General features: G+C 68.3%; 19 protein-coding genes. 14 read left to right on the top strand and 5 right to left on the bottom strand.

Features of this window, described 5'->3' with window-relative positions:
- Position 1: 1 nt before the first annotated feature.
- The 14 genes from L0U84_RS15185 to L0U84_RS15120 are packed head-to-tail and all read left to right on the top strand — an operon-like array spanning position 2 to position 15,764.
- A complete protein-coding gene (locus tag L0U84_RS15185; RefSeq protein WP_129961494.1) occupies positions 2 to 253 on the top strand; it encodes an acyl carrier protein in 252 nt (83 codons plus the stop codon).
- Positions 253 to 924, top strand: a complete 672-nt coding sequence (locus tag L0U84_RS15180) for a hypothetical protein (protein ID WP_233850899.1) — start codon at positions 253 to 255, stop codon at positions 922 to 924. Before L0U84_RS15185 ends, L0U84_RS15180 begins: the two co-directional genes overlap by 1 nt.
- Positions 921 to 2,630 carry an AMP-binding protein gene (locus L0U84_RS15175; RefSeq protein WP_233850898.1) on the top strand — a complete coding sequence of 570 codons (1,710 nt, stop codon included), beginning with the start codon at positions 921 to 923 and terminating at the stop codon, positions 2,628 to 2,630. The genes L0U84_RS15180 and L0U84_RS15175 overlap by 4 nt, the downstream gene beginning before the upstream one ends.
- A complete protein-coding gene (locus L0U84_RS15170; protein ID WP_233850897.1) occupies positions 2,630 to 4,366 on the top strand; it encodes a glycosyltransferase family 2 protein in 1,737 nt (578 codons plus the stop codon). Before L0U84_RS15175 ends, L0U84_RS15170 begins: the two co-directional genes overlap by 1 nt.
- Positions 4,353 to 6,014 (top strand): HAL/PAL/TAL family ammonia-lyase, encoded by a 1,662-nt coding sequence (locus L0U84_RS15165; RefSeq protein WP_442794009.1) that lies wholly within the window; start codon positions 4,353 to 4,355, stop codon positions 6,012 to 6,014. Before L0U84_RS15170 ends, L0U84_RS15165 begins: the two co-directional genes overlap by 14 nt.
- Entirely contained in the window at positions 6,011 to 6,451 is a 441-nt protein-coding gene (locus L0U84_RS15160; protein WP_233850896.1) for an acyl-CoA thioesterase, read from the top strand. Before L0U84_RS15165 ends, L0U84_RS15160 begins: the two co-directional genes overlap by 4 nt.
- Positions 6,439 to 7,152, top strand: coding sequence for a LolA family protein (locus L0U84_RS15155; RefSeq protein WP_233850895.1), 714 nt, complete (start codon positions 6,439 to 6,441; stop codon positions 7,150 to 7,152). Before L0U84_RS15160 ends, L0U84_RS15155 begins: the two co-directional genes overlap by 13 nt.
- Positions 7,152 to 9,623 carry an MMPL family transporter gene (locus tag L0U84_RS15150; RefSeq protein WP_233850894.1) on the top strand — a complete coding sequence of 824 codons (2,472 nt, stop codon included), beginning with the start codon at positions 7,152 to 7,154 and terminating at the stop codon, positions 9,621 to 9,623. The genes L0U84_RS15155 and L0U84_RS15150 overlap by 1 nt, the downstream gene beginning before the upstream one ends.
- Positions 9,620 to 10,804 (top strand): beta-ketoacyl-[acyl-carrier-protein] synthase family protein, encoded by a 1,185-nt coding sequence (locus tag L0U84_RS15145; protein ID WP_233850893.1) that lies wholly within the window; start codon positions 9,620 to 9,622, stop codon positions 10,802 to 10,804. The genes L0U84_RS15150 and L0U84_RS15145 overlap by 4 nt, the downstream gene beginning before the upstream one ends.
- A gap of 5 nt (positions 10,805 to 10,809) precedes the next feature.
- Complete coding sequence (locus L0U84_RS15140; protein WP_233850892.1) at positions 10,810 to 11,298, top strand: hotdog family protein; 489 nt, start codon at positions 10,810 to 10,812, stop codon at positions 11,296 to 11,298.
- Positions 11,295 to 12,020 (top strand): 3-ketoacyl-ACP reductase FabG2, encoded by a 726-nt coding sequence (locus L0U84_RS15135; RefSeq protein WP_233850891.1) that lies wholly within the window; start codon positions 11,295 to 11,297, stop codon positions 12,018 to 12,020. The genes L0U84_RS15140 and L0U84_RS15135 overlap by 4 nt, the downstream gene beginning before the upstream one ends.
- Positions 12,020 to 13,246, top strand: coding sequence for a beta-ketoacyl-ACP synthase (locus L0U84_RS15130; RefSeq protein WP_233850890.1), 1,227 nt, complete (start codon positions 12,020 to 12,022; stop codon positions 13,244 to 13,246). Before L0U84_RS15135 ends, L0U84_RS15130 begins: the two co-directional genes overlap by 1 nt.
- Positions 13,243 to 14,523 carry a beta-ketoacyl synthase N-terminal-like domain-containing protein gene (locus L0U84_RS15125; RefSeq protein WP_233850889.1) on the top strand — a complete coding sequence of 427 codons (1,281 nt, stop codon included), beginning with the start codon at positions 13,243 to 13,245 and terminating at the stop codon, positions 14,521 to 14,523. Before L0U84_RS15130 ends, L0U84_RS15125 begins: the two co-directional genes overlap by 4 nt.
- Positions 14,520 to 15,764, top strand: a complete 1,245-nt coding sequence (locus L0U84_RS15120; RefSeq protein ID WP_233850888.1) for an NAD(P)/FAD-dependent oxidoreductase — start codon at positions 14,520 to 14,522, stop codon at positions 15,762 to 15,764. Before L0U84_RS15125 ends, L0U84_RS15120 begins: the two co-directional genes overlap by 4 nt.
- A 47-nt stretch (positions 15,765 to 15,811) precedes the next feature.
- On the opposite strand, the gene guaD is transcribed toward L0U84_RS15120, so the two are convergent.
- The 5 genes from guaD to xdhA form a co-directional block, all read right to left on the bottom strand.
- Positions 15,812 to 17,194 (bottom strand): guanine deaminase, encoded by a 1,383-nt coding sequence (gene guaD, locus L0U84_RS15115; protein ID WP_233850887.1) that lies wholly within the window; start codon positions 17,192 to 17,194, stop codon positions 15,812 to 15,814.
- Positions 17,195 to 17,345: 151 nt separating this feature from the next.
- On the bottom strand, positions 17,346 to 18,395 hold the full coding sequence (locus L0U84_RS15110; protein ID WP_233850886.1) for an adenosine deaminase: 1,050 nt from the start codon (positions 18,393 to 18,395) through the stop codon (positions 17,346 to 17,348).
- A gap of 48 nt (positions 18,396 to 18,443) precedes the next feature.
- Positions 18,444 to 19,460, bottom strand: a complete 1,017-nt coding sequence (gene xdhC / locus L0U84_RS15105) for a xanthine dehydrogenase accessory protein XdhC (RefSeq protein WP_233850885.1) — start codon at positions 19,458 to 19,460, stop codon at positions 18,444 to 18,446.
- Positions 19,441 to 21,933: a xanthine dehydrogenase molybdopterin binding subunit gene (gene xdhB, locus L0U84_RS15100; RefSeq protein ID WP_233850884.1), complete on the bottom strand. Its 2,493-nt coding sequence runs from the start codon at positions 21,931 to 21,933 to the stop codon at positions 19,441 to 19,443. Before xdhB ends, xdhC begins: the two co-directional genes overlap by 20 nt.
- Complete coding sequence (gene xdhA / locus L0U84_RS15095; RefSeq protein WP_233850883.1) at positions 21,933 to 23,471, bottom strand: xanthine dehydrogenase small subunit; 1,539 nt, start codon at positions 23,469 to 23,471, stop codon at positions 21,933 to 21,935. The genes xdhB and xdhA overlap by 1 nt, the downstream gene beginning before the upstream one ends.
- Positions 23,472 to 23,590: the final 119 nt, after the last annotated feature.

Here is a 23,590-nt window from a genome sequence, read left to right as displayed (position 1 = left end):
CGTGTCCGAGACTGAGATTCTTGAGCGCATCCGCGCGATCTTTCAGGAAAACTTCGCGATCGAGCCGCAGCGCGTGACGCCCGACGCTCACCTGTTCGAAGACCTCGACCTCGACAGCATCGACGCGGTCGACCTCGCGATCAAGCTGCAGGAGATGACGGGCCGCCGCATCAAGCCGGAGGAATTCAAGTCCGTGCGCACGGTCGGCGACGTGATCGGCGCGGTCGAATCGCTGCTCGCGGCGCAAGGCTGATGCCGGCCGCGCACCCGCGCACGCAGATGTCGGAGCCGCGTCCCGCCGCAAGCGAATCCGCCGTGCGGCCTCACTGGAGCAGGACCGTCGTGCAGGTGCTGCTGAAACTGGCTTACCCCGCACTGATCTTGTGCGCATGGCACTGGGACGCGCCGCGTCTCGTCGGCGGCATGCTGCTGGCTACTTTGTGGCTGCAGCGCTGGGCCGGCGGCGGTCCGGTTGCGATGTCGCTGCGGCAGCTCTCCACGCTCGACTGGAGCGTGGTGGCGATGCTGAGCTGCGCGTCGGCGACGATCGTCGTCACCGATAGCGAACTGCTGCTGCGCTTCTATCCGTCGCTCGTCAATCTCGGTTTGCTGATCGCGTTCGGCGCAACGCTCGTGCGCGGGCCGTCGATGATCGAAAAATTCGCGCGCCTCGGCAGTCCCGATCTGCCGCCGGGCGCGGTGAACTATACGCGGCGCGTGACCCAGGTCTGGTGCGCGTTTTTCGTGCTCAACGGCGCGTTTTCCGCCTATACCGCACTCTATTGGAGCCGCGCGGCCTGGTCGCTGTACAACGGTGCGATCGCCTATGGACTGATCGGTGTGCTGCTGGCGGGCGAATACGTGTGGCGACGCCTGTTCGTGCTGCCGCGCGCCGCGCGTGCCGGTTCGGAGTCGGCCCGATGATCGCGTTGCATGATCTGTTGTCGGCCGAAGCCGCGCTTGCCACGCCAGCCGCACCGGTGTGCCGCGACGGCGCCGTGCTGCTCGATCGCGCGGCGTTTCGCGCGCGCGTCGCGGGCTTGATCGAGCTCGTGCGAAGCCACGACGCGCGGCGCTGCGCGCTCTGTATCGACGATCCGTTCGAGTTCGCCTGCGCACTGTTCGCGCTGTTCGCGTGCGGCAAGGAGCCGGTGATTCCGGCCAATGCGACGCCGGGCTATCTCGCCGATCTCGCGGACGCCTACGACTTCCTGCTCACGGATGCGGACCTGCCGCCGTTCGTCGCGGCGACGCATGTGACGGCCCACCCCGCGCAGCCTATCGATCCGCACGCACCGCTGACGCTCTACACGTCCGGCAGCAGCGGCACGCCCAAGCCGATCCGCAAGACGCTCGCGCAATTCAACGCCGAAGTCCATACGCTCGAACAGCAGTGGGGCGCCTTGCTCGGCGACGCGACGATGCTCGCGAGCGTGCCGCATCACCATATCTACGGTCTGCTGTTTCGCGTGTTGTGGCCGCTCGCGGCCGGCCGCGCGTTCGATCGCGCGATCGGCATGGAGCCGCTGCAGTTGCAGGCGCGCATCGCGCAATGCGGCCCGACGGCGGTCGTGTCGACGCCCGCGCAGCTGTCGCGCTGGCCCGCGTTGCCGGGCTTCGCCACGCTGACGCCCGTGCCGCGCGCGTTCTTTTCGTCGGGTGGACCCCTTGCGGCCGACGCCGCGCGGGCCTATGCGGCGAGCTACGGCGCCGCGCCGCTCGAAATCTACGGCAGCACGGAAACCGGCGGGATCGCGTGGCGGCGCCAGGATCAGGGCGACGCGTGGCAACCGGTCGCCGGCGTCGAGGTGCGCCGCGACGACGACGGCGCGCTATGCGTGCGCTCGCCGCATCTCGATCGCGACGGCTGGCACCGCACGGGCGATCGCATCGCGTTCGATGCCGACGGGCGCTTCCGTTTGCAAGGGCGCCTCGACCGCGTGCTGAAGCTCGGCGGCAAGCGCGTTTCGCTGCCGGAGCTCGAAGCGCGCCTCGCGCTGCATCCCTATGTCGCGCAGGCGGCGCTGGTGCCGCTCGAAGGCGCGTCGCGCGAACGGGTCGGCGCGGTGGTCGCGCTGACCGAAGCTGGCGGCGCGGCGTTGCGCAACGACGGCCGCGTCGCGCTCGCCAAAACGCTGCGCCGGCATCTGGCCGATTACTTCGATGCGGTCGTGCTGCCGCGTCACTGGCGTTTTCGTGTGAGCCTGCCATTCGACGCGCGCGGCAAGCTGCCCGCGAGCGCGGTGGCGGCCGCGTTCGCGCCGCTCGCCGAGGGCATGGAAGTGCTCGCCGAATCGCGCGTAGGCGACCTGCGCGTAGGCGAAACGCTGCACTACGTGCTGCGCGTGCCGCCGTCACTGCAGCATTTCGCCGGACACTTTCCGGGCTTGCCGATTCTGCCGGGCGTCGTGCAGGTCGACTGGGCGGCGCGGCTCGCGGCCGGGCATTGGCCGCGGGTGCGTGAGGTGGCGTCGGTCGATCGCCTGAAGTTCATGGCGCCGGTGTCGCCCGGTGCGGTGCTCGAGCTCACGCTCACCTACGACGCCGCGCGCCGGCGTGTGCAGTTCGCGTACCGGCTCGACGGACGCGAATGCGCGTCGGGGCTGCTCGTGCATCGGGAGGGCGCGTGATGAAGTTCGCGCCCTGCATCGTCATTCCGATCTACAACCACAAGGACGCGATCGGCGCGACCGTTGCGAATCTCGCGGTGCACGGCCTGCCGATCTTCGTCGTCGACGACGGCAGCGACGAGCCGACCCAGCAGGTGCTCGCCGCGCTCGCGCTGCAATACGCGCAGCAGATGACGCTGCTGCGTCTGCCCGAAAACGGCGGCAAGGGCGCGGCGGTGATGGCGGGCTTGCGCGCGGCGCGCGCCGCGGGCTATACCCACGCGCTGCAGATCGACGCCGACGGCCAGCACGACGCGACCGACGTGCCGCGCTTTCTCGATGCCGCGCGCGCCGAACCCGGCGCGGTGATTCTCGGCCGTCCGGTCTACGACGACAGCGTGCCGAAGGCGCGTCTGTACGGCCGCTATCTGACCCACGTGTGGGTATGGATCGAGACGCTCTCGCTGACGATCCGCGATTCGATGTGCGGCTTTCGTCTGTACCCGCTCGCGCTCGCGTGCGAGCTGATCGATAGCGTGCGGCTGCCGACCCGCATGGACTTCGACATCGAGATCCTCGTGCGACTGCACTGGCGGCGCGCCGCGTTCCGCTCGATCCCGACGCGCGTGACCTATGCGTCCGACGGCGTGTCGCATTTCGACGTGCTGTGGGACAACGTGCGCATCAGCCGCAGCCATACGCGGCTCGTGTTCGGCATGCTGTGGCGTCTGCCGATGCTGCTCGCGCACAAGGTGATGCCGCGCCGTGGCGCGCCGGCGGATACAGCGGACGAGCGCGCCGACGAACCCCGGCCCGAAGCCTGGTGGCGCATCGCCGAACGCGGCAGCCGCCTCGGCATGAGCCTGCTCGCGCTGAGCTGCAAGCTGTTCGGCCGCCGCTTCACCGCGCTGTGGCTGCATCCGGTCGTCGCGTATTTTCTGCTGACGGGCCGCGCCGCGCGCGCCGCGTCCGACAACTACTTCGCGCATCTGAACGCGGTCGCGCCGTCCGCGGATACGCCGCGCCCGGGCTGGCTGTCCGCGTATCGCCATATGCTCGCGTTCGCGCAATCGGGCTTCGACAAGCTCGCCGCGTGGACCGGTCGGGTCGACGACACCGACGTCACGTTCGACGATCCCGCGGCGTTCGAAGCATTGATCGCGAGCGGCAAGGGCGCGCTCGTGATCGGCGCGCACCTCGGCAATCTGGAGATGATGCGCGCGCTCGCCATCCGCGGCGATCACGCGAAGGTCACGGCGGTCGTCTACACCGAGCATGCGCGCCGCTTCAACGAGGTGCTGGCGGCGTCCAATCGCGAGTTCGCGCGGCATCTGCTCGAAGTCGGCGATTTCGGTCCCGAGACCGCGGTGCTGATGCAGCAGCGCATCGATGCGGGCGAGCTGTTGGTGATCGTCGGCGATCGGGTGCCGGCGCGCGAGGCGGGACGCACCACCGACGCGCAATTTCTCGGCGCGAGCGCGCCGTTCGCGCAAGGACCCTACGTGCTCGCACATGCGCTCGGTTGTCCGGTCTACCTGTTCTTCTGCCTGAAAGAACGCGACGGCTATCGGATGTACTTCGAACCGTTCGCCGAGCGCATCGAACTGCCGCGCCGCGAACGCGCGCAGCATCTGGCCGCGTGGGCGCAACGCTACGCGCTGCGCCTCGAACACTATTGCCGCAAGGCCCCTTATCAATGGTTCAACTTCTTCGATTTCTGGGCCAGCCCCAAGCGAGGCGCGAATGGCCGAACATGATCTGAACGTGATGCGACCCGTGCTTGTCGATGCGCATACCGCCGCGAATATGGACGCCGCTGCCGCAGCCGCTGCCTCTGCCTCTGCCTCTGCCGATTTGGCGCCGGTCGTCGTCGGTGCGCGCCGACTGACGATCGAAGAGGTCGTCGCGATTGCGCGGCAGCGGGCGCGCGTCGTGCTGAGCGACGATCCCGCATGGCGCGCGCGCATCGAGCGCGGTGCGGCATTCCTGCGCCGCCAGTTGGCCGCCGGCGCGACCGTGTACGGCGTCAACACCGGCTATGGCGACGCCTGCGTGGTCGACGTGCCGATGGCGCTCGTCGAGGCATTGCCGCTGCAACTGACGCGTTATCACGGCTGCGGCATGGGCGCGTATCTCGACGATGCGCAAACCCTCGCCGTGATCGCCGCTCGTCTCAATTCGCTCGCGTACGGCTTTTCGGGCGTGCGTACCGTGCTGCTCGAACGTCTCGCGGCCTTGATCAATCATCGCGTGTTGCCGCGCATTCCATCCGAGGGTTCGGTCGGCGCGAGCGGCGATCTGACGCCGCTGTCGTACGTGGCGGCAGCGCTCGCGGGCGAGCGCGACGTGCGGTACGCCGGCGCGTTGCGCGCGGCGCGCGACGTATGGACCGAGCTTGGTGTCGAGCCGCTGACGCTCGCGCCGAAGGAAGGCCTCGCGCTGATGAACGGCACGGCCGTGATGACCGGCCTCGCGTGTCTCGCGGTGGCGCGCGCCGGGCATCTGACGCGGCTGGCCGCCCGTTTGACCGCGCTGGCGACCGTCGCGCTCGACGGCCGCGCCGCGCACTTCGACGCGACGCTGTTCGAGGTGAAGCCGCACGCGGGCCAGGCCGAAGCGGCCGCATGGATCCGCGCCGATCTGGCCGGCCGCGCCGACACGCCCGGACATCGTCTGCAGGACCGCTATTCGATTCGCTGCGCGCCGCACGTGATCGGCGTCGCGCGCGATGCGCTGGGCTGGGTGCGCCGCGACGTCGAAAACGAGCTGAACAGCGCGAACGACAATCCGCTCGTCGATCCCGACAACGAACGCATCCTGCACGGCGGTAATTTCTATGGCGGCCACATCGCGTTCGCGATGGATGCGCTGAAGGTTGCCGTCGCCAATCTGGCGGATCTGATGGACCGGCAGCTCGCGTTGCTGGTCGACGTCAACTTCAACAACGGCTTGCCGCGCAATCTGTCGGGCGCGGCGCCCGAGCGCGCGGCGATCAATCACGGCTTCAAGGCCGTGCAGATTTCGACCTCCGCATGGACCGCCGAGGCGCTGAAGAACACGATGCCCGCGAGCGTGTTTTCGCGCTCGACCGAGGCGCACAATCAGGACAAGGTCAGCATGGGCACGATCGCCGCGCGCGACTGCCTGCGTGTGCTCGAATTGACCGAGCAGGTCGCCGCCGCGCACACGCTCGCGACCGTGCAGGCTGTGCATCTGCGCTTGCGGATCGACAGCGCGACGCCGGTGCCGACGCCGCTCGCCGCATTCATCGACGAGGTGGGCGCGCATTCGCCGTTCGTCGACGAGGACCGCGCGCTCGAAGGCGAGTTGCGCGAGCTCACCGCGCGCATTGCCGCGTGCGAACTGCTGGACATGGCGGACGATCGCCAGGGAGTCAACGCATGAATGAGCCCGCGAAAACGCAGCACGTGCTCGCCGCGAGCGCGACCGTCGAAGTGCCGTTTCACGACGTCGACGCGATGAACGTGTGCTGGCACGGCAATTATCTGAAGTACTTCGAGTTGGGCCGCGCGGCGCTGTTGCGCGCGTTCGACTACGACTATCGCGAGATGCGGGCGTCCGGCTATCTATGGCCGATCGTCGAGGCGCATCTGAAGTACGTGCGGGCCGCCGTGTACGGCCAGAAGCTCGAAGTGCGCGCGGAACTGCTCGAATACGAAAACCGCCTGAAAATAGGCTATGAAATCGTCGATTGCGGGTCGGGCGCGCGGCTCACGAAGGGCTATACGATCCAGGTTGCCGTCGATGCCGCCACCGAGGAATTGCAGTTCGTGTCGCCGCCGGTCGTGTTCGAAAAGCTGGAGCGCGTATGGGGACGATGAACCGGTACGTGTCGCGGCTGGCGGGCGCGATTGGCGTGATAGGGGCGCTTGCGTTGGCGGCGGCCTGGGTCGTCGGGGCCGATGCGGCCACCGTGGGCGACACGACCCCGACAACCCATGCCGCCAACGACGCCAACGCCGCGCTCGTCTCGCAGATCGCCGCGCATCTCGCGCAGCCCAAGGGCGTGCGCGCGCGATTCACGCAGACGCAGACGCTCGCCGCGATGAAGCAGCCGCTCGTCAGCAACGGCACGTTGCTGTTCTTCCGTGAGCGCGGCGTGATCTGGCAGATCGACACGCCGTACAAGGCCACCTACGTGATCACCGATGCGGGCGTCGCGCAGGTCGACGCCGGCGGCCATCGCGCGAGCGCGAATGGCACACATGGCGCGCAAGGCACGCGCGGCGTCGCGCAGGTGTCGAAGATGATGCGCGCGATGCTCGGCGGCGATCTATCAGCGCTGTACTCGCAGTTCGACGTGAGTGCCGAAGGCAGCGCCGCGCAATGGCGCATGCGTCTCACGCCGAATCAGCCGCAGCTTGCGCAATCGATCAAGGGCCTCGACATGAGCGGCGGCGATTATCTGCAAAGCCTGCGCATCACGCTCGCGAACGGCGACACGACGAAGCTCGAGTTCGCGAACAGCGCGGCGGTCGCCGAGCCGACGCCCGACGAGCGCAGCCTGTTCGGAGCGCCTTGATGGACATGCCGCAGCAGCGAGTCGCGAAACGCGCATGGGGCGTGCGTGCCGCATGGCTCGTGCTCGCGCTGCTGGCGGCGCTGTATTGCGGCTGGCGCTTCGCGGGCGCGTCGCCGCTCGAAACCAATCTGCTCGCGCTGCTGCCCGCGACCGAAGCGGACCCGGTCGCCGAAAAAGCGGTCGACACGCTCGCGAGCGCGCTCGGTGATCGCACCGTGCTGCTCGTCACGAGCCACGACGATGCGCACGCGAAAGCGGCCGCGAAGCAACTGGGCGCGACGCTGCAAAAGAGCGGCGCATTCGCGTCGGTGACCGCCGAACTGCCGCCGTTCGATCTGTCGCAGATCCCGGCGCTGTATCTGCCGTACCGCTTCGGCCTGCTCGCGCCGCCCGATCGCACCGCGCTCGCGAGCGCGAGCCCGGCGACCCTGCACGACATGCTCGCGCAGCGCATCTACAGCCCGCTGCAAGGCGGCCTCAGCACGCAACTCGCCGACGATCCGTTCGGCTGGCTCGAACGCTGGCTCGGCGACCTGCCGCTCGCGACGTCGAATCTCGAAGTCGAGGACAACCTGCTGGTGTCGCATCGTCACGGCGCGCATGGCGATACGACCGGCGTGCTGATCATCGCGACGCTGCCGGGCTCGGCTTATGAAACGAAGACGCAGCGCGCGGTGCAGGCGGCACTCGCCGATGCGCAAAGCACTTTGCATCAGCAGTTTGCCGATGTATCGGTTGCGCGCACGGGCGCCGTGTTCTACGCCGAGGCCGCGCGCAGCGCTTCCGAACGCGAGGTGCACGTGATCGGCATCGCGTCGCTCGCCGGCATCGCGCTGCTGATGATGTGGGTATTCCGCTCGCCGCGCCTGTTGCTGCTCGGCTTCGTATCGACCGCGCTCGGCATCGTCTGCGCGCTCGCGGCGACGCTGCTGATCTTCGGCAAGCTGCACCTGCTGACGCTCGTGTTCGGCGCGAGCCTGATCGGCGAAGCCGTCGACTATTCGATCCAGTACTTCGTCGTCTATCTCGGCGCGGGCCGCGACTGGGATGCGCGGCGCGGCGCGCGTAGCGTGCGGCCCGCGCTGAGCGTGGCGCTGACGACGAGCCTGCTCGGCTACGCGATCCTGATGTGGGTGCCGTTCCCCGCGTTGAAGCAGATCGCGTGCTTTGCGATGGCGGGCATCACGACCGCGTTCGCGTCGGTGCTGTGGCTGCTGCCCGCGCTGCTCACGCGCGCGCCGAAGCGCAGTCCGCGACGCCTGTTCGCGGGCGCGGCGCGGCTGCTCGCGCGTTGGCAGCATGCGCTCGGCGGCAAGCGCGCGTGGCTGGTCGCCGCGCTGCTGCTGATCGCGTCGGTGCCGGGCTGGCTGCGTCTGACCAGCGACGACGACATTCATCTGCTGATCCAGCGTGACGCGTCGCTGGCCGCGCAGGAAGACACGGTGCGTGAGGCGGTCGGCGTCGATAACAGCGCGCAGTTTTTCGTCGTGCGCGGCGCAAGCGAGGAAGCGGTGCTGCAACGCGCCGAAGCGCTCGGCGCGAAGCTCGATGCACTGAACGGCACCGCCGATAGCGTCGGCGGCTATCAGTCGGTTGCACAGTTCGTGCCGTCCGCGCAACGTCAGAGCGAAGATCGCGCGCTGCTCGCACGGCATGTGTTCGGCGACTCCGCCGCGTTGCGCGCGACGCTGCTGCAAGCAGGCTTCAAGGACGAAGTCGCCGATGCGTGGCTCGCCGGCTTCGCTCAGCCGCCCGCGCCGCTGAGCGTCGAGCGCTGGCTCGCGGCGCCGTGGTCGCAACCGTATCGGCATCTGTGGCTCGGCGCGGTGGAATCGAATGACGGAAATCGGGCGCATGAAGCAAGCTATGCGGCCGTCGTGATCCCGCAAGGCGTGACGCCGAGTAACGAGCCCGCGCTGGTCGCGATCGCGCACGGCTTGCCCGGCGTCGTGTTCGTCGACAAGGCCGCGAGCGTGTCGAAGCTGTTCGGCGCGTATCGCGTGGATAGCGGCTGGTGGCTCGGCGGCGCGCTCGTGCTGGTGTGCGTGCTGCTGACGCTGCGCTACGGGGTGCGCGGCGGCATCGCCACGACCTTGCCCGTGCTGTTCGCGGTCGGCGTTGCGCTGGCGGTGTTCGGCTACGCGGGCGTGCCGCTCAATCTGTTCAACTGGCTCGCGCTGATGCTGGTGCTCGGCGTCGGCGCAAACTATGCGGTGTTCCTGCGCGAAGGCTGCGCGCGCGCGGACGCGGACCTCGGCGCGGTGTGGACCGGCGTGTTGCTGTCGGCGGCGACCACGTTGTTGTCGTTCGGCATGCTCGGCGTCAGCGCGATGCCCGCGCTCAAAAGCTTCGGCACCACGCTCGCGCTCGGCATCGCGGTCGCGGTGCTGCTCGCGCCTATCGGCATGCCTTCGGCAGCGCGCCCGCTCGAGTCATCGGGCAGGTCATCGGAATCACGGAGGGCGGCATGAAAGCGCCAACAGTTTATTTGCACGCGCTCGGCATGATCAACGCGCTCGGTGGCAACGTCGAAGAGATCGTGCCGGCGCTCGCCGCCGCGCGCTCGCCCGGCATGGGCAACGTGCATACCGGCATCGGCGATGCGTTCGTCGGCAGCGTGCTCACGCCGCTCGAACTCGCGCCGCGCGCCGATCTGGCGCGCTACGACTGCCGCAACAACCGGCTGCTGCTCGCGGCGCTCGCGCAGATCGCGCCCGCGATCGAAGCCGCGCGCGAGCGCTACGGCCCGGGGCGCATCGGCGTCGTGCTCGGCACCAGCACGTCGGGCATCGAGGCGGCCGAAACCGCGTTCGTCTATCAGGCGCGAGCCGGCGAGTTGCCGGGCAGCTTCAACTACCGGCAGATGGAAATCGGCACCGCTGCGCCATTCGCGGCCGCCGCGCTCGGCGTGCAGGGACCGGCATTTACGATTTCGACCGCGTGCACGTCGAGCGCGAAGGCGTTCGCCTCGGCGCGTCGGCTGCTGCAATTGCAGCTGTGCGATGCGGTCGTGGTCGGTGGCGTCGATTCGCTATGCGAATTGACGGTGCAGGGTTTTGCGTCGCTCGAATCGACCAGCAGCGCGCGCACCAACCCGATGAGCCGCAATCGCCGCGGCATCAACGTGGGCGAGGGCGCGGCCGTGTTCCTGATGAGCCGCGACGAAGCGGCGGTGCGGCTCGCGGGCCTCGGCGAATCGAGCGACGCGCATCATATTTCGTCACCGGACCCGCGGGGCGTCGGCGGTGAACTCGCGCTTCGCGACGCGCTCGCGGACGCGGGCATCGCGGCGTCGGCGGTCGGCTATGTGAACCTGCACGCGACCGCCACGCAGAAGAACGACGAAATGGAAGCGCATCTGATGGCGCGCGTGTTCCCCGACGGCGTCGCCGCGAGCGGCACCAAGCCGCTGACCGGCCATCAGCTCGGCGCGGCTGGCGCGACGGAACTCGGCTTCGCGTGGCTCACGCTCGCGCGCGAGAACGCGACGCTGCCGCCGCATCTGTGGGACGGCGAGGCCGATCCCTTGCTGCCCGCGCTCGACCTCGTCGCCGGCGCGCGCCAGCTGCCGCGCGGCACCGGCACGCAATACGCGATGAGCAATTCGTTCGCGTTCGGCGGCAGCAATGTCAGCCTGATTCTCGCCAGGTAGAGCGCATGACGACCTCGCTACCCACTGTCGAGCAACTCGTGCGTCAGCCGATCGACGCGATCATCCCGCATCGCGGCAGCATGCTGCTGCTCGACGCGATCGACACCTTCGCCGACACCACGCTGAGCGCCTTCGCCAACGTCGACCCGCACGCCTGGTATGCCGACGCCGCCGGCGCGATGCCCGCGTGGATCGGCATCGAGCTGATGGCGCAGGCGATCGCCGCGCACATCGCGCTGGTCGCGATGCGCGGCGGCGGCCACGCGCGTCCCGGTGTGCTGCTCGGCTCGCGCAGCTATCAGGCGATGCAGCCGGTGTTCCCGAGCGGCGCGCGTTTGCGCGTCGACGTGAGCGAACTGCTGCGCAGCGAGTCAGGCCACAGCGCCTACGAATGCACGATCGACGACGGCGACACGCGTTGCGCCGAAGCCGTGATCAAGGTGTTTCAACCGCCCGATTTCCAGTCATTCATCGAAGGGAGTGTCAGTTCATGAGCCGGCGAGTTCTCGTTACCGGCGCAAGCCGCGGCATCGGCCGCGCGATTGCGTACAAGTTGGCCGCCGACGGTTTCGCCGTGACCGTGCATTGCCGCACGGGACGCGGCGAAGCCGACGCGGTCGCGACGGGCATCGCCGCGCAGGGCGGCACGGCGCGCGTGCTGCAATTCGACGTGCGCGAGCGCGCGGTGTGCCGCGAGGCCCTCGAAGCCGACGTCGCCGCGCACGGTCCGTACTACGGCATCGTGTGCAGCGCGGGTGTCACGCGCGATGCGGCGTTTCCGGCGCTCACCGAAGAAGACTGGGACGTCGTGATCGAAACCGGCCTCGACGCGTTCTACAACGTCGTGCATCCGCTCACGATGCCGATGGTGCGCGCGCGCCAGGGCGGGCGCATCGTTACGATCGCCTCGGTGTCTGGCGTGATGGGCAATCGCGGCCAGGTCAACTACAGCGCGGCGAAGGCGGGACTCATCGGCGCGACCAAGGCGCTCGCGGTCGAGCTCGCGTCGCGCAATATCACCGTCAATTGCGTCGCGCCGGGGCTGATCGAAACCGGCATGCTCGAACAGGTGACGCTCGACCACGCGCTGAAGACCGTGCCGATGAATCGCGTCGGACAGCCGGCGGAGGTCGCGTCGGTGGTGAGCTTTCTGATGTCGGACGGCGCGTCGTACGTGACCCGCCAGGTGATCGGCGTGAACGGCGGGATGGTCTGATGAAGCGCGTCGTCATCACCGGCATGGGCGGCGTGAGCGCGTTCGGCGACAGCTGGGACGCGGTTCAGGCGCGCCTGAACCGCGGCGAGAACGCGGTGCGGCGCATGCCCGAGTGGGACTACTTCGAATCGCTGCATACGCGGCTCGCGTGTCCGTTACCCGCGTTCGAGACTCCCGCGCATTACCCGCGCAAAAAGGTGCGCTCGATGGGTCCGGTGTCGCTGTATGCGGTGCGCGCGAGCGAACTCGCGCTCGCCGATGCGGGGCTCGCGGACGACCCCAGCATCGCCGATGGCCGCATGGGCGTCGCGTATGGTTCGTCGTCGGGCTCGGTGCAGCCGATCCGCGCGTTCGGCACGATGCTCGAGACCGGTTCGATGAGCAACGTCACGTCGAACAGCTACGTGCAGATGATGCCGCACACGACCGCCGTCAACGTGAGCCTGTTCTGGGATCTGAAAGGCCGCATCATCCCGACCTCGTGCGCGTGCGCGTCGGGCAGCCAGGCGATCGGCTATGCGTACGAGGCGATCCAGTCCGGCAAGCAGACGCTGATGCTCGCGGGCGGCGCGGAAGAATTGTCGGGCCCGGCGGTCGCCGTGTTCGACACGCTGTACGCGACCAGCACGCGCAACGACGAGCCGCATCTGACGCCGCGTCCGTTCGATGCCGCGCGCGACGGCCTCGTGGTCGGCGAGGGCGCGGCGACACTGGTGCTGGAAGAGTACGAGCACGCCGTGGCGCGCGGCGCGCGGATCCACGCGGAGGTGGTCGGCTTCGGCTGCAACTCGGATGGCGCGCACATGACCCAACCGACCGCCGACACGATGGCGCTCGCGATGCGGCTCGCGCTGCGCGACGCGCAATTGCCGCCCGAAGCGATTGCCTACGTGAACGCGCACGGCACGTCGACCGATCGCGGCGATATCGCCGAAAGCCATGCGACCGCGCAGACCTTCGGCGCGCGCGTGCCGATCAGCTCGCTGAAGAGCTATGTCGGCCATACGCTCGGCGCGTGCGGCGCGCTCGAGGCGTGGTGGACGATCGAGATGATGAAGCGCAACTGGTACGTGCCGACGCTGAATCTCGACCACGTCGATCCGGCCTGCGCGGCGCTCGATTACATCGTCGGCGGCGCGCGCGACATCGACGCCGAGTACGTGATGAGCAACAACTTCGCGTTCGGCGGCATCAACACGTCGCTGATATTCCGGCGCGTTCGATGAGCGCCGGCCTGCACCGCGTGGTGGTGACCGGCATGGGCATCGTGTCGTGTCTCGGCAATACGCTCGACGAAGTCTCGGCTGCGTTGCGAGCAGGGCGCTCGCGCATCGAGCGTGTCGACGCGTGGCGCGAGCGCGGGTTTGCATCGCAGGTGGCCGGCGTCGCGTCGGTCGCGCACGAGGCGCCGTTCGAGCGCAAGCTCGAACGCTTCATGGGCGATACCGCGCGCTTCGCTTGCCATGCGGCGCAACGCGCGATCGACGATGCGGGGCTTACCTCGGACGCATTGCAGTCGCCGCGCGCGGGCGTCGTGATCGGCTCGGGCGTCGGCGCGTTAGCGAGTTACGACGCGGCGCTCGCGATCGCGCAAACGCGCGGTGTCGAAAAAGTGCCGCCGTACACGGTGCCGCACGCGATGAGCAGCACCGCGTCGGCGAACGTCGCGCAGATGTTCGGGCTCGAAGGCGTCAGCTATTCGCCGTCGTCGGCATGCACGACGTCGGCGCTGGCGATCGGTCAGGCGATGCAGCTGATCCAGACCGGCCGTCAACAGATCGTGCTAGCGGGCGGCAGCGAAGCGCTGCACGACAACACCACGCTGATGTTCGACGCGATGGGTGCGTTGTCGCGCCGCTTCAACGACACGCCGTTAAGCGCGTCGCGTCCGTACGACACGCAGCGCGACGGCTTCGTGATCGCGTCGGGCGGCGGCGTGCTGGTGCTCGAAGCGCTCGATCATGCGCTCGCGCGCGGTGCGCGCATCTACGCGGAGCTGTGCGGCTTCGGCGATTGCACGGATCGCGCGGGCATGGTCGCGCCGCGTGCGGCCGGCATCGCGCGCGCGATGCGCGGCGCGCTGGAGCAAACGGGCCGCGGTCCCGACTACGTGAACACGCATGCGCCGTCGACGCCGCTCGGCGATCTCGAAGAGCTGCACGCGTTGCGCGACGTGTTCGGTGCATCGGCGCAAGGGGTGCCCGCGTTCTCGTCGACCAAGGGCATGACCGGGCATTCGCTCGGCGCGTGCGGCGCGCACGAAGCGATCTATACGCTGCTGATGATGCGCGACGGCTTTATCGCGGGGACGGCGCTAATCGATACGCCGGAGCCGCAAGTGCGGGACATGCCGCTCGTGCGCACCGCGCGCGACGCGCGCATCGACACGGCAATGTCGGTTTCATTCGGGTTCGGCGGCAGTTGCGCAAGCCTGATGTTCGAAGCGTGGCGTGGCCCTCATACCGCGCTGCCACGCATGCAAAACGTTGGAGGAGTGACTTGAATAGCGATACTTCAAAGCCGACCGCGGTCGACGTCGCGATCATCGGCGCGGGTCCTGCCGGCGCGGTGGCCGCCGCGCTATTGCGCCAGGCGGGCCGCTCGGTGCTGGTGCTGGAGCGTCAGCACTTTCCGCGCTTTTCGATCGGCGAGAGCCTGTTGCCGCAAAGCATGGCCTACCTCGAAGTGGCCGGCATGCTGCAGGCCGTCGTCGAGGCGGGTTTCCAGTACAAGAACGGTGCGTATTTCGTGTATCGCGACCAGAGCTCGTCGTTCGACTTCCGCGACAAGTATTCGCCGGGCTGGGGCACCACGTACCAGGTCGAGCGCGCGCTGTTCGACGACGTGCTGATTCGTTGCGCGGCCGCGCAGGGCGCCGACGTGCGTTTCGGCCACACGGTGAGCGCGGTGCAAACCGGCGCGGCGCCGGTGCTCGACGTCGCCGATGAAGCGGGGCACGCGTATCGGGTCGAGGCGCGTTTCGTGCTCGATGCGAGCGGCTTCGGTCGTGTGCTGCCGCGCCTGCTGAACCTGGAAGCGCCGACGCGCATGCCGACGCGCGCCGCACTGTTCACGCACGTGCGCGACGGTCTCGCGCTCGACGACATCGATCGCAACAAGATTTGCATCGCGACGCATCCCGAGCGTCGCGACGTGTGGTTCTGGATGATTCCGCTCGCGGGCGGCCGTTCTTCAGTGGGATGCGTCGCCGAGGCGAGCTTTCTCGACGTGCCGCAAGCGCAGCGCGAGGCGACGCTGCGCGCGCTGATCCAGCAGGAGCCGACGCTGAACCGGTTGATCGGGCAGGCGCCGTTCCTGATGCCGGTGCGGCAGATCGGCGGCTACGCGGCGAACGTCGCGAGTCTGCACGGGCCGGGCTATGCGTTGCTCGGCAACGCGGGCGAGTTTCTCGATCCGGTGTTTTCGTCGGGCGTGACGATCGCGCTGCGCTCCGCGCATCTGGCGGCGCGCGCGCTGAATCGGCAGCTCGACGGCGCGACGGTCGACTGGTCAGCCGACTACGACGTGCCATTGCGCAAAGGCATCGACACGTTCCGCGCGTTCGTCGAGCGCTGGTACACGGGCGAGCTGCAGGACATCATCTACTACCCGGAGCAGTCGCCGACGATCCGTCGCATGATCTGCGCGGTGCTCGCCGGTTATGCGTGGGACGAGTCGAATCCGTATGTCGCGGACCCGGTGCGGCGCCTGAATGCATTGCACGAGGTGTGCAAGCCGGGCTGACACGCGCCTCGCCCCGAGCCCGTGTCAACGCAACTTCAAGCCCGGCGTCAAGCCGCGATCTTCGCGCGCCCCGGCACGTGCTGGCGCGCGTCGTCGCGGCGATGCACGCGCTTGCCGGCCGCATACGTCTCATACACCGCACGATCGTCGCCGAGCAGCGCGAACGCGAACAGCAGCTCTTCGAGCGATTCGCGCCGCGCGGTGCGGCGCGCGAGCAGCGGCGTCGCCTGCGGATCGAGCACGACGAAGTCCGCTTCCGAGCCGTCCCTCAGCGTGCCGACCTTGTCGGCGAGATCGAGCGCTTCGGCCGCTCCGGCGGTCGCGAGATAGAACATCCGCGTCGCTGTCAGATGATGACCGCCGAGACGCGCGACCTTGTGCGCTTCGTTCATCGTCTGCAGCATCGAGAACGACGTGCCGCCGCCGACGTCGGTCGCGAGCGCGATCGGCATGCCGGCCGAGTCGGCTTTCTCGAAGTCGAACAGGCCGCTGCCGAGGAACAGGTTCGACGTCGGGCAGTGCGACGCGAGCGCGCCGGTTTGCGCCATGCGCTTGCGGTCCTCGTCGTCGAGGTAGATGCAATGGCCGTACACCGCGCGACGGCGCAGCAAGCCGTAGTGATCGTAGATGTCGAGATAGCTGCGGTGGCCGGGGAACAGATCCGCAACCCATTTCACTTCGTCGGTGTTCTCCGCGACGTGGCTCTGGATGAACAGGTCCGGATGCAGTTGCGCGAGCGCGCCGCATGCTTCGAGTTGCGCTTCGGTCGAGGTCGGCGCGAAGCGCGGCGTCAGCGCGTACATCTGGCGGCCGCGATTGTGCCAGCGGCCGATCAATTCGGCGCTGTCGTCATAGCCCGATTGCGCGGTGTCGCGCAGGAACTCGGGGCAGTGGCGGTCCATCAGCACCTTGCCCGCGACCATGCGCAGATTGCGCGCTTCACTCTCGGCGAAGAGAGCATCGGCGGATTCCTTGTGCACCGTGCAGTACACGAGCGCGGTCGTCGTGCCGCAGGCGAGCAGTTCGTCGACGAAGAAGCTCGCGGTGTCGCGCGCGTGCGCGAGGTCGGCGAAGCGGCGCTCGGTCGGAAACGTGTAAGTGTCGAGCCACGGCAGCAATCCCGGCGCCGGCGACGCGATCATGTCGGTCTGCGGGTAGTGGATGTGCGTATCGATGAAGCCCGGCACGATCAGCTTGTCGCGCCGGTCCATGACCTGCGTGCCGGGCGCGAGCCGCGACGCGATCGCCGCATAGGAGTCCGCCGCGACGACGCGGCCGTCTTCGACGATCAGCAGACCGTCCTCGTAGTACACCGCGGCGTTCGGCGCATGCGCCGGATCGCCGTTGAAGGTCAGCAGTTGTGCGCGGAATGCCGTTTGCGCCGCTTTTGCCGTTTGCGCCACTGGCGCGGTATGAGCCGATTCAGTCATGGAAAAGCTGTCTCCGAATGTTGAAAGCCGGGCGGCGAAGGCAGCGGCAAGCGCGCCTCGGTCCGGGGCGTTGCCGTTTCCCGAACGAGGCGAAGCCGCTGGCCGCCGACACCCGTCGAGGCCGGTCAGTTGAAATCCAGTGGCGCGTGGCTTACTGCCGCCAGTGCGCGTCGAGCTTGCCGATCAGCATCGCGCGTTCCTCGGGCGTCACGAACGACGCCTCGAAACCGTTGCGGATGATCGTGTAGACCTCGGCGTCGTCGAGCTTCAGCGCATCGATCGTCGCCAGGTAGTTGGCGTTCACGTAGCCGCCGAAATAGGCCGGATCGTCGGAGTTGACGGTCACCGCGACGCCGCGATCGAGCAGGTCCTTCAGCGTGTGTTTGGTCAGGTCGTCGAATACGCACAGCTTCAGGTTCGACAGCGGGCACACGGTCAGCGCGACGCGCGTGTCGGCGAGACGCGTGACGAGCGCCGGGTCCTCGATGCTGCGCACGCCGTGATCGACACGGTCGACCTTCAGCACGTCGAGCGCTTCGTAGATGTAGGACGGCGGGCCTTCCTCGCCCGCATGCGCGACCAGCTTCAATCCAAGAGCGCGCGCCTTCGCGAACACGCGCTCGAACTTCGACGGCGGATGGCCGCGCTCCGACGAATCGAGCCCCACGCCGATCAGCCGATGCCTGTACTGCTCGAAGAGGGGCAGCGCTTCGTCGAAGGTGGCGAGCGCATCGTCCTCGGACAGATGACGCAGGAAACACAGGATCAGCTTGCTCGACATGCCGCGCTTCTCCGCGTCGGCAAGCGCGCGTTCGATGCCGGCCACCACCGTCGCGATCCGCACGCCGCGCTCGGTGTGCGTCTGCGGGTCGAAGAAGATTTCGCTATGCACGACGTTGTCGGCGAGACAGCGCTCGACGTAGGCCATCGTCATGTCGTAGAAGTCCTGCTCGTGCAGCAGCACGCTCGCGCCCGCGTAGTAGATGTCGAGGAACGATTGCAGATCGGTGAACGCATAGGCGGCGCGCAACGCTTCCACCGAGTCGTAGGCGAGCTTCACGCCGTTGCGTTGCGCGAGCGCGAAAATCAGCTCGGGTTCGAGCGAGCCTTCGATGTGGATATGCAGCTCGGCCTTCGGCGCGCGCGCGGCTTTGTCGGCGAGCGTAACGAGGGGAACGGGGGTAGCGGTTGTCGTATTCATGGTGGTTTGGAATTGTGTATTGGAGTAACGGGCGCGCCGGCTCGCGTATCAAACCGCCTGGGTCGCGTGGTGCGCACCCGCGTTCGCCTCGACGGCCTGCAGCACCTGCGCGGCCGCCGAGATCGCGATGACCTCGGGCGATTTATCGACGATGCCGTCGACGCCGAGCGGACACTTCATCCGCGCGATCCGCGCCGGATCGATGCCGCGCGCCGCGAGCCGATGCTCGAACTGCTTGCGCTTGGTGTGCGAGCCGATCATGCCGAAGAACGCGAAGTCGCCTCGCCGCAGGATGCGCTCGGCCAGTTCGAGATCGCGCGCGTGGTTGTGCGTCATCACGACGAAGTACGTGTCCGGCGCGGCCTGGTCGATCGCTTCGTCGGGGGCGTCGTTCGCGTCGATCGTCACGTTCGGCGCGTGCAGCGCATCGAGCGCGGGAAACTGCGCGTCGCGCTCGTCGACCCAGCGCACCGTGCAGGGCAGTGTCGCGAGCACGCGCACGAGCGCCGCGCCGACGTGACCGGCGCCGAACAGCACGACGGAGAATTCGCCCGGCGCGATCGTTTCGGTCAGCAGCGCGCTGCTGTCGTCGAAACCTGCGCCGTCCCACAGCAGGCAGTCGGCGCCGTCGATGCCGGGCTCGGGCTCGGACAGCATCACCGCATCCGGCGCGGGGCCGAATGATACGCTACGCACCGTCGATTGACCCGCCGCCAGACGCTTGGCGAGCGAGGCGAGCCAGCCGAGATCGCCGACGTCGAGCCGTTCGAACGCGAGAATCACGGCGCCGCCGCAGCACTGGCCGAGGCTCGGCCCCAACGCGAAGCGTTCGAGCCGGCGCATGTGCGGCGCGCGCATGCCGTCGCGCAGCACCTGGCGCGCGGTCTCGATCGCCTTCCACTCGAGGTGGCCGCCGCCGATCGTATGTTTGGCCGCCTCGCGCGTGACGATCATCTTCGTGCCGGCTTCGCGCGGCGCCGAACCTTCGACGCGCGCGACCGTCACCAGCACGGCGGCGTCGCCATGCGCGAGCAGATGTTGCAGGTCAGTGAGCCAGGCTTGCATCCGGCGATTCTCCGTGGGGGGCTGCGTCAGCTGTCGGCGCGGCGGGTTCGGGGTGCGCTGCGGGTTCGGACGGCCCGGCGTCGTGCAACGCATTCGCGGCATTCAGCGCGTCCAGCGCGTCGAGTATCGCCTCGGGTGTCGCCGGCGCGCGCAATGGCGGAGCATGTTGCGCGCCCGGCAGCGCGGCCGCGATCGCGTCGCGAATCGCCAGAAACACCGAGAACGGCAGCAATAACGGCGGCTCGCCGACGGCCTTCGAGCGGAACACGGTGGGCTCGGCATTGCTGTTGTCGTAGAGCCGCACGTGGAACGCGGCCGGCGTATCGCTGACCGCGGGAATCTTGTAGGTTGACGGCGCGTGCGTCATCAGGCGGCCGTCGCGGTTCCACCACAGCTCTTCGGTGGTGAGCCAGCCCATGCCCTGAATGAAGCCGCCTTCGATCTGGCCGAGATCGATCGCCGGATTGATCGATTGGCCCGCGTCGTGCAACACATCCGCGCGCACGAGCTTCCATTCGCCGGTCAGCGTATCGACGACGACCTCCGACACCGCCGCGCCATACGCGAAGTAATAGAACGGATGACCGGTCAGCGTCTTCGCATCCCAATGCACCTTCGGTGTCGCGTAGAAGCCGTCCGACCACAGCTGCACGCGCGCCAGATACGCGGCGTTGACGAGCTGTTCGAACGGCAGCGCGCCGCCGTTTACCGATACGCTGCCGCGCGCGAATTCCACGTCGTTGGCGTCGCCACCGAGCTGGCGCGCCGCGAGTTCGGCGAGCCGTGCGCGGATCGTCTGCGCGGCGGCTTCGGCCGCCATGCCGTTCAGGTCACTGCCGGTCGAGGCCGCGGTTGCCGACGTGTTGGCGATTTTCGAGGTGTCGGTCGCGCTCACCCGCACGCGCGATAACGGCAAGCCGAACTGATTCGCCACCACCTGCGCGACTTTCGTGTTGAGTCCCTGGCCCATCTCGGTGCCGCCGTGATTGACGAGCACGGAGCCGTCCTTGTACACGTGCACGAGCGCGCCGGCCTGATTCAGGAACGGCACGTTGAACGAGATGCCGAACTTGACCGGCGAAAACGCGAGGCCGCGTTTGAGCACGGGACTTTTCGCATTGAATTCGGCAAGCGCCGCGCGACGCGCGCGGTAGTCGCTCGAATCGAGCAGCGTGTCGGTAAGCGGCGCGATGATGTTGTCTTCGACGCGCTGTCCGTACGGCGTCGTATCGCGTTCGCCGATACCGTAGTAATTCGCGAGCCGCACGTCGAGCGGATCGAGCCGCAGCTCGCGAGCGATGTCGTCGAGCAACACTTCCATCACGAGCGCGCCCTGCGGTCCGCCGAAGCCGCGAAAGGCGGTGTTCGACTGGGTATTCGTCTTACAGCACAGCGCGACAATATCGACGTCGGACAGGTAATACGCGTTGTCGAAGTGGCACACCGCGCGCGTCGCGACCGCGCCGGACAGATCGGCCGAATAGCCGGCGCGCAATGCGATTTCGACTCGCACGCCAAGCAGGCGCCCCTCGTCGTCGAAGCCCGCTTCGTACTCGTAGACCGCGTCGTGGCGCTTGCCGGTGATCAGGAAGTCGTCGTCGCGATCGGCGCGCAGCTTGACCGGCCGACGCAAGGACTGCGCGGCGAGCGCGGCCACGCACGCGAATAGCGCCGACTGCGATTCCTTGCCGCCGAAGCCGCCGCCCATGCGCCGGCATTCACACACGACGCTATGCGCGGGCCAGTCGAGCATATGCGCGACGACCTGCTGCATCTCGCTCGGATGCTGCGTCGAACTGTAGACGAGCATGCCGTCCATCTCCTTCGGCACCGCGTAAGCGATCTGGCCTTCGAGATAGAACTGCTCCTGGCCGCCGACCTCGAACCTGCCGGCGAGCCGGTGCGGCGCAGCGGCGATCTTCGCGTCCGGGTCGCCGCGCCGCAGATGCAGCGGCGGCAGCACGAACTGTTTCGCGGCTTTTGCTTCGGTGGCGGTGAGGATCGCGTCGAGCGGCTCGTAGCGGATCACGTCGTCGCTTTTCGCGAGCGCGGCCGCGCGGCGTGCGAGCTCGTGACTTTCGGCGATCACCGCGAAGACCGGCTGGCCGAGGTACAGCACTTCGCCGTCGGCGAGGATCGGATCGTCGTGCAGCACCGGGCCGCAATTGTTTTCACCGGGGATATCGTCGGCGCTCAGCACCGCGAGCACGCCCGGCGCGTTTCTGACCGCGTCGAGATCCATCGACACGATGCGCGCATGCGCATGGCGGGACAGACCGAGCGCCGCGTGCAGCGTGCCGTGCAGCTCGGCGATGTCGTCGGTGTAGGTCGCTTCGCCGCTCACGTGAAGCGCGGCGGATTCGTGCGGCAGCGGCACGCCGATCGCCGCGCCGCCGGCGGCATCGTGCGGCGCCGCGTCGCGTTGCTCGGCACGCTCGGCCGCGCGTTCGATAAAGGCATCGGTCCGGTTCATCACGGCGACTCCTTCGCGACGGCTGCGCCCGCTTCGAACGCGAACGCATTGACGTCGCAGAGCGCGAGCGGCGCGTCGTCGCGCGTTTCGAGGTAGAAGCGCCACAGCAGATTGCGCGCGACCTTCAGCCGATACGCGCTCGACGCGCGCATGTCGGTGAGCGGCTGGTAATCGGCGGCGAGCGCGTCCATCGCGCGACGGGCGGTCTCTTCGGTCCACGGTGCGTCGTTGAGCACGGTTTCGGCATGCGCTGCGCGCTTCGGGGTGGCGGCCATGCCGCCGAACGCGACGCGCGCCGCGCGGATCGTGCCGTCTGCCGCGACGTGTAGCGCGAACGCCGCGCACACCGCCGAGATGTCCTGGTCGTAACGCTTCGCGACCTTGTAGGTGCGAAACCGCAGCGCGCCGACCGGGCGCGGCACCCGCAGCGCGCTGACGAATTCGCCGGGCACGAGCGCGGTCTTCTGATAGCCGAGGTAGAACGCGTCGAGCGGCAGCGTGCGGGTCGTGCGATCGCGGCGCAGCTCGACCTCGGCGCCGAGCGCGAGCAGGGCCGGCATCGAATCGCCGATTGGCGAGCCGTTCGCGACGTTGCCGCCGAGCGTGCCCGCATTGCGGATCGGCAGCGATGCGAAGCGCGTCCACAGTTCGGCGAGCTCGGGGTAGTCGGCCGTGAGCGCCGCGTACGCGTCTTCGAGCGTGACCGCCGCGCCAATGGTCAGCGTTTGCGCGTCGCGCGCGATCGTCTTCAACTCGGCGACGTTGCCGATGTACAGCAGGTCGCCGAGATCGCGGAACTGCTTGGTGACCCACAAGCCGACGTCGGTGCTGCCCGCGACGATGCGCGCGTCCGGATGCTGCGCGCGCAGCGTCGCGAACGCGTCGAGCGTGAGCGGGGCGTGGAAAGTCGGTGAGCCGAACGCGGCGCCGCGGGTGTCGGGCGCGCTGTATTCGAACGTGTCTTCGCGTTGCAGCGTGCGCAGCGTGGCCGTGATCGCGGCGCGGTCGAGCGCGACACGCGGATGCTGCGCGTAGTCGAACATCTTCTGCGCGGCATCGATGATCGGCCGGTAGCCGGTGCAGCGGCACAGGTTGCCCGACAGCGCGGCGTCGATTTCGTCGCGGGTCGGCAGGCCGGCGCCGGCGGGCTGATTCTCGTAGAGGGCCCACATCGACATCACGAAGCCGGGCGTGCAGAAGCCGCATTGCGAACCGTGACAGTCGACCAGCGCCTGCTGTACCGGATGCAGCGCGCCGTTTGCCGCGCGCAGGTCTTCGACGGTGAAGAGGGCGCGGCCGTCGAGCGTCGGCAGGAACTGGATGCAGGCGTTGACCGCCTTCAGGGCGAGGGTGCCGTGCGCGTCGAGTTCGCCGATCACGACCGTGCAGGCGCCGCAGTCGCCTTCCGCGCAGCCTTCCTTGGTGCCGGTGCAGCGCAGGTCCTCGCGCAGGTGCTGCAGCACGGTGCGCGTCGCCGGGACGTCCGCGACCTCGCGGACGGACCCCTGGTGGTAGAAGCGGATGGTTTGCGTTGTCATGGCGAGTCGGAAGACAGTGCGGACCGGGCGCGCGTTACGCATGGGGTCGCAAAAGCCGGCCTCGCGCACGTAGATCGCCATCCATACCCGAAGATAGCACTACCCCGGCCCGAAAATAT

The sequence above is a fragment of the Paraburkholderia sp. HD33-4 genome (genome assembly GCF_021390635.1).
GTDB lineage: Bacteria > Pseudomonadota > Gammaproteobacteria > Burkholderiales > Burkholderiaceae > Paraburkholderia.
Note: the sequence above shows the minus strand (reverse complement) of the source record. Positions and strands in the feature narration are given on the sequence as shown.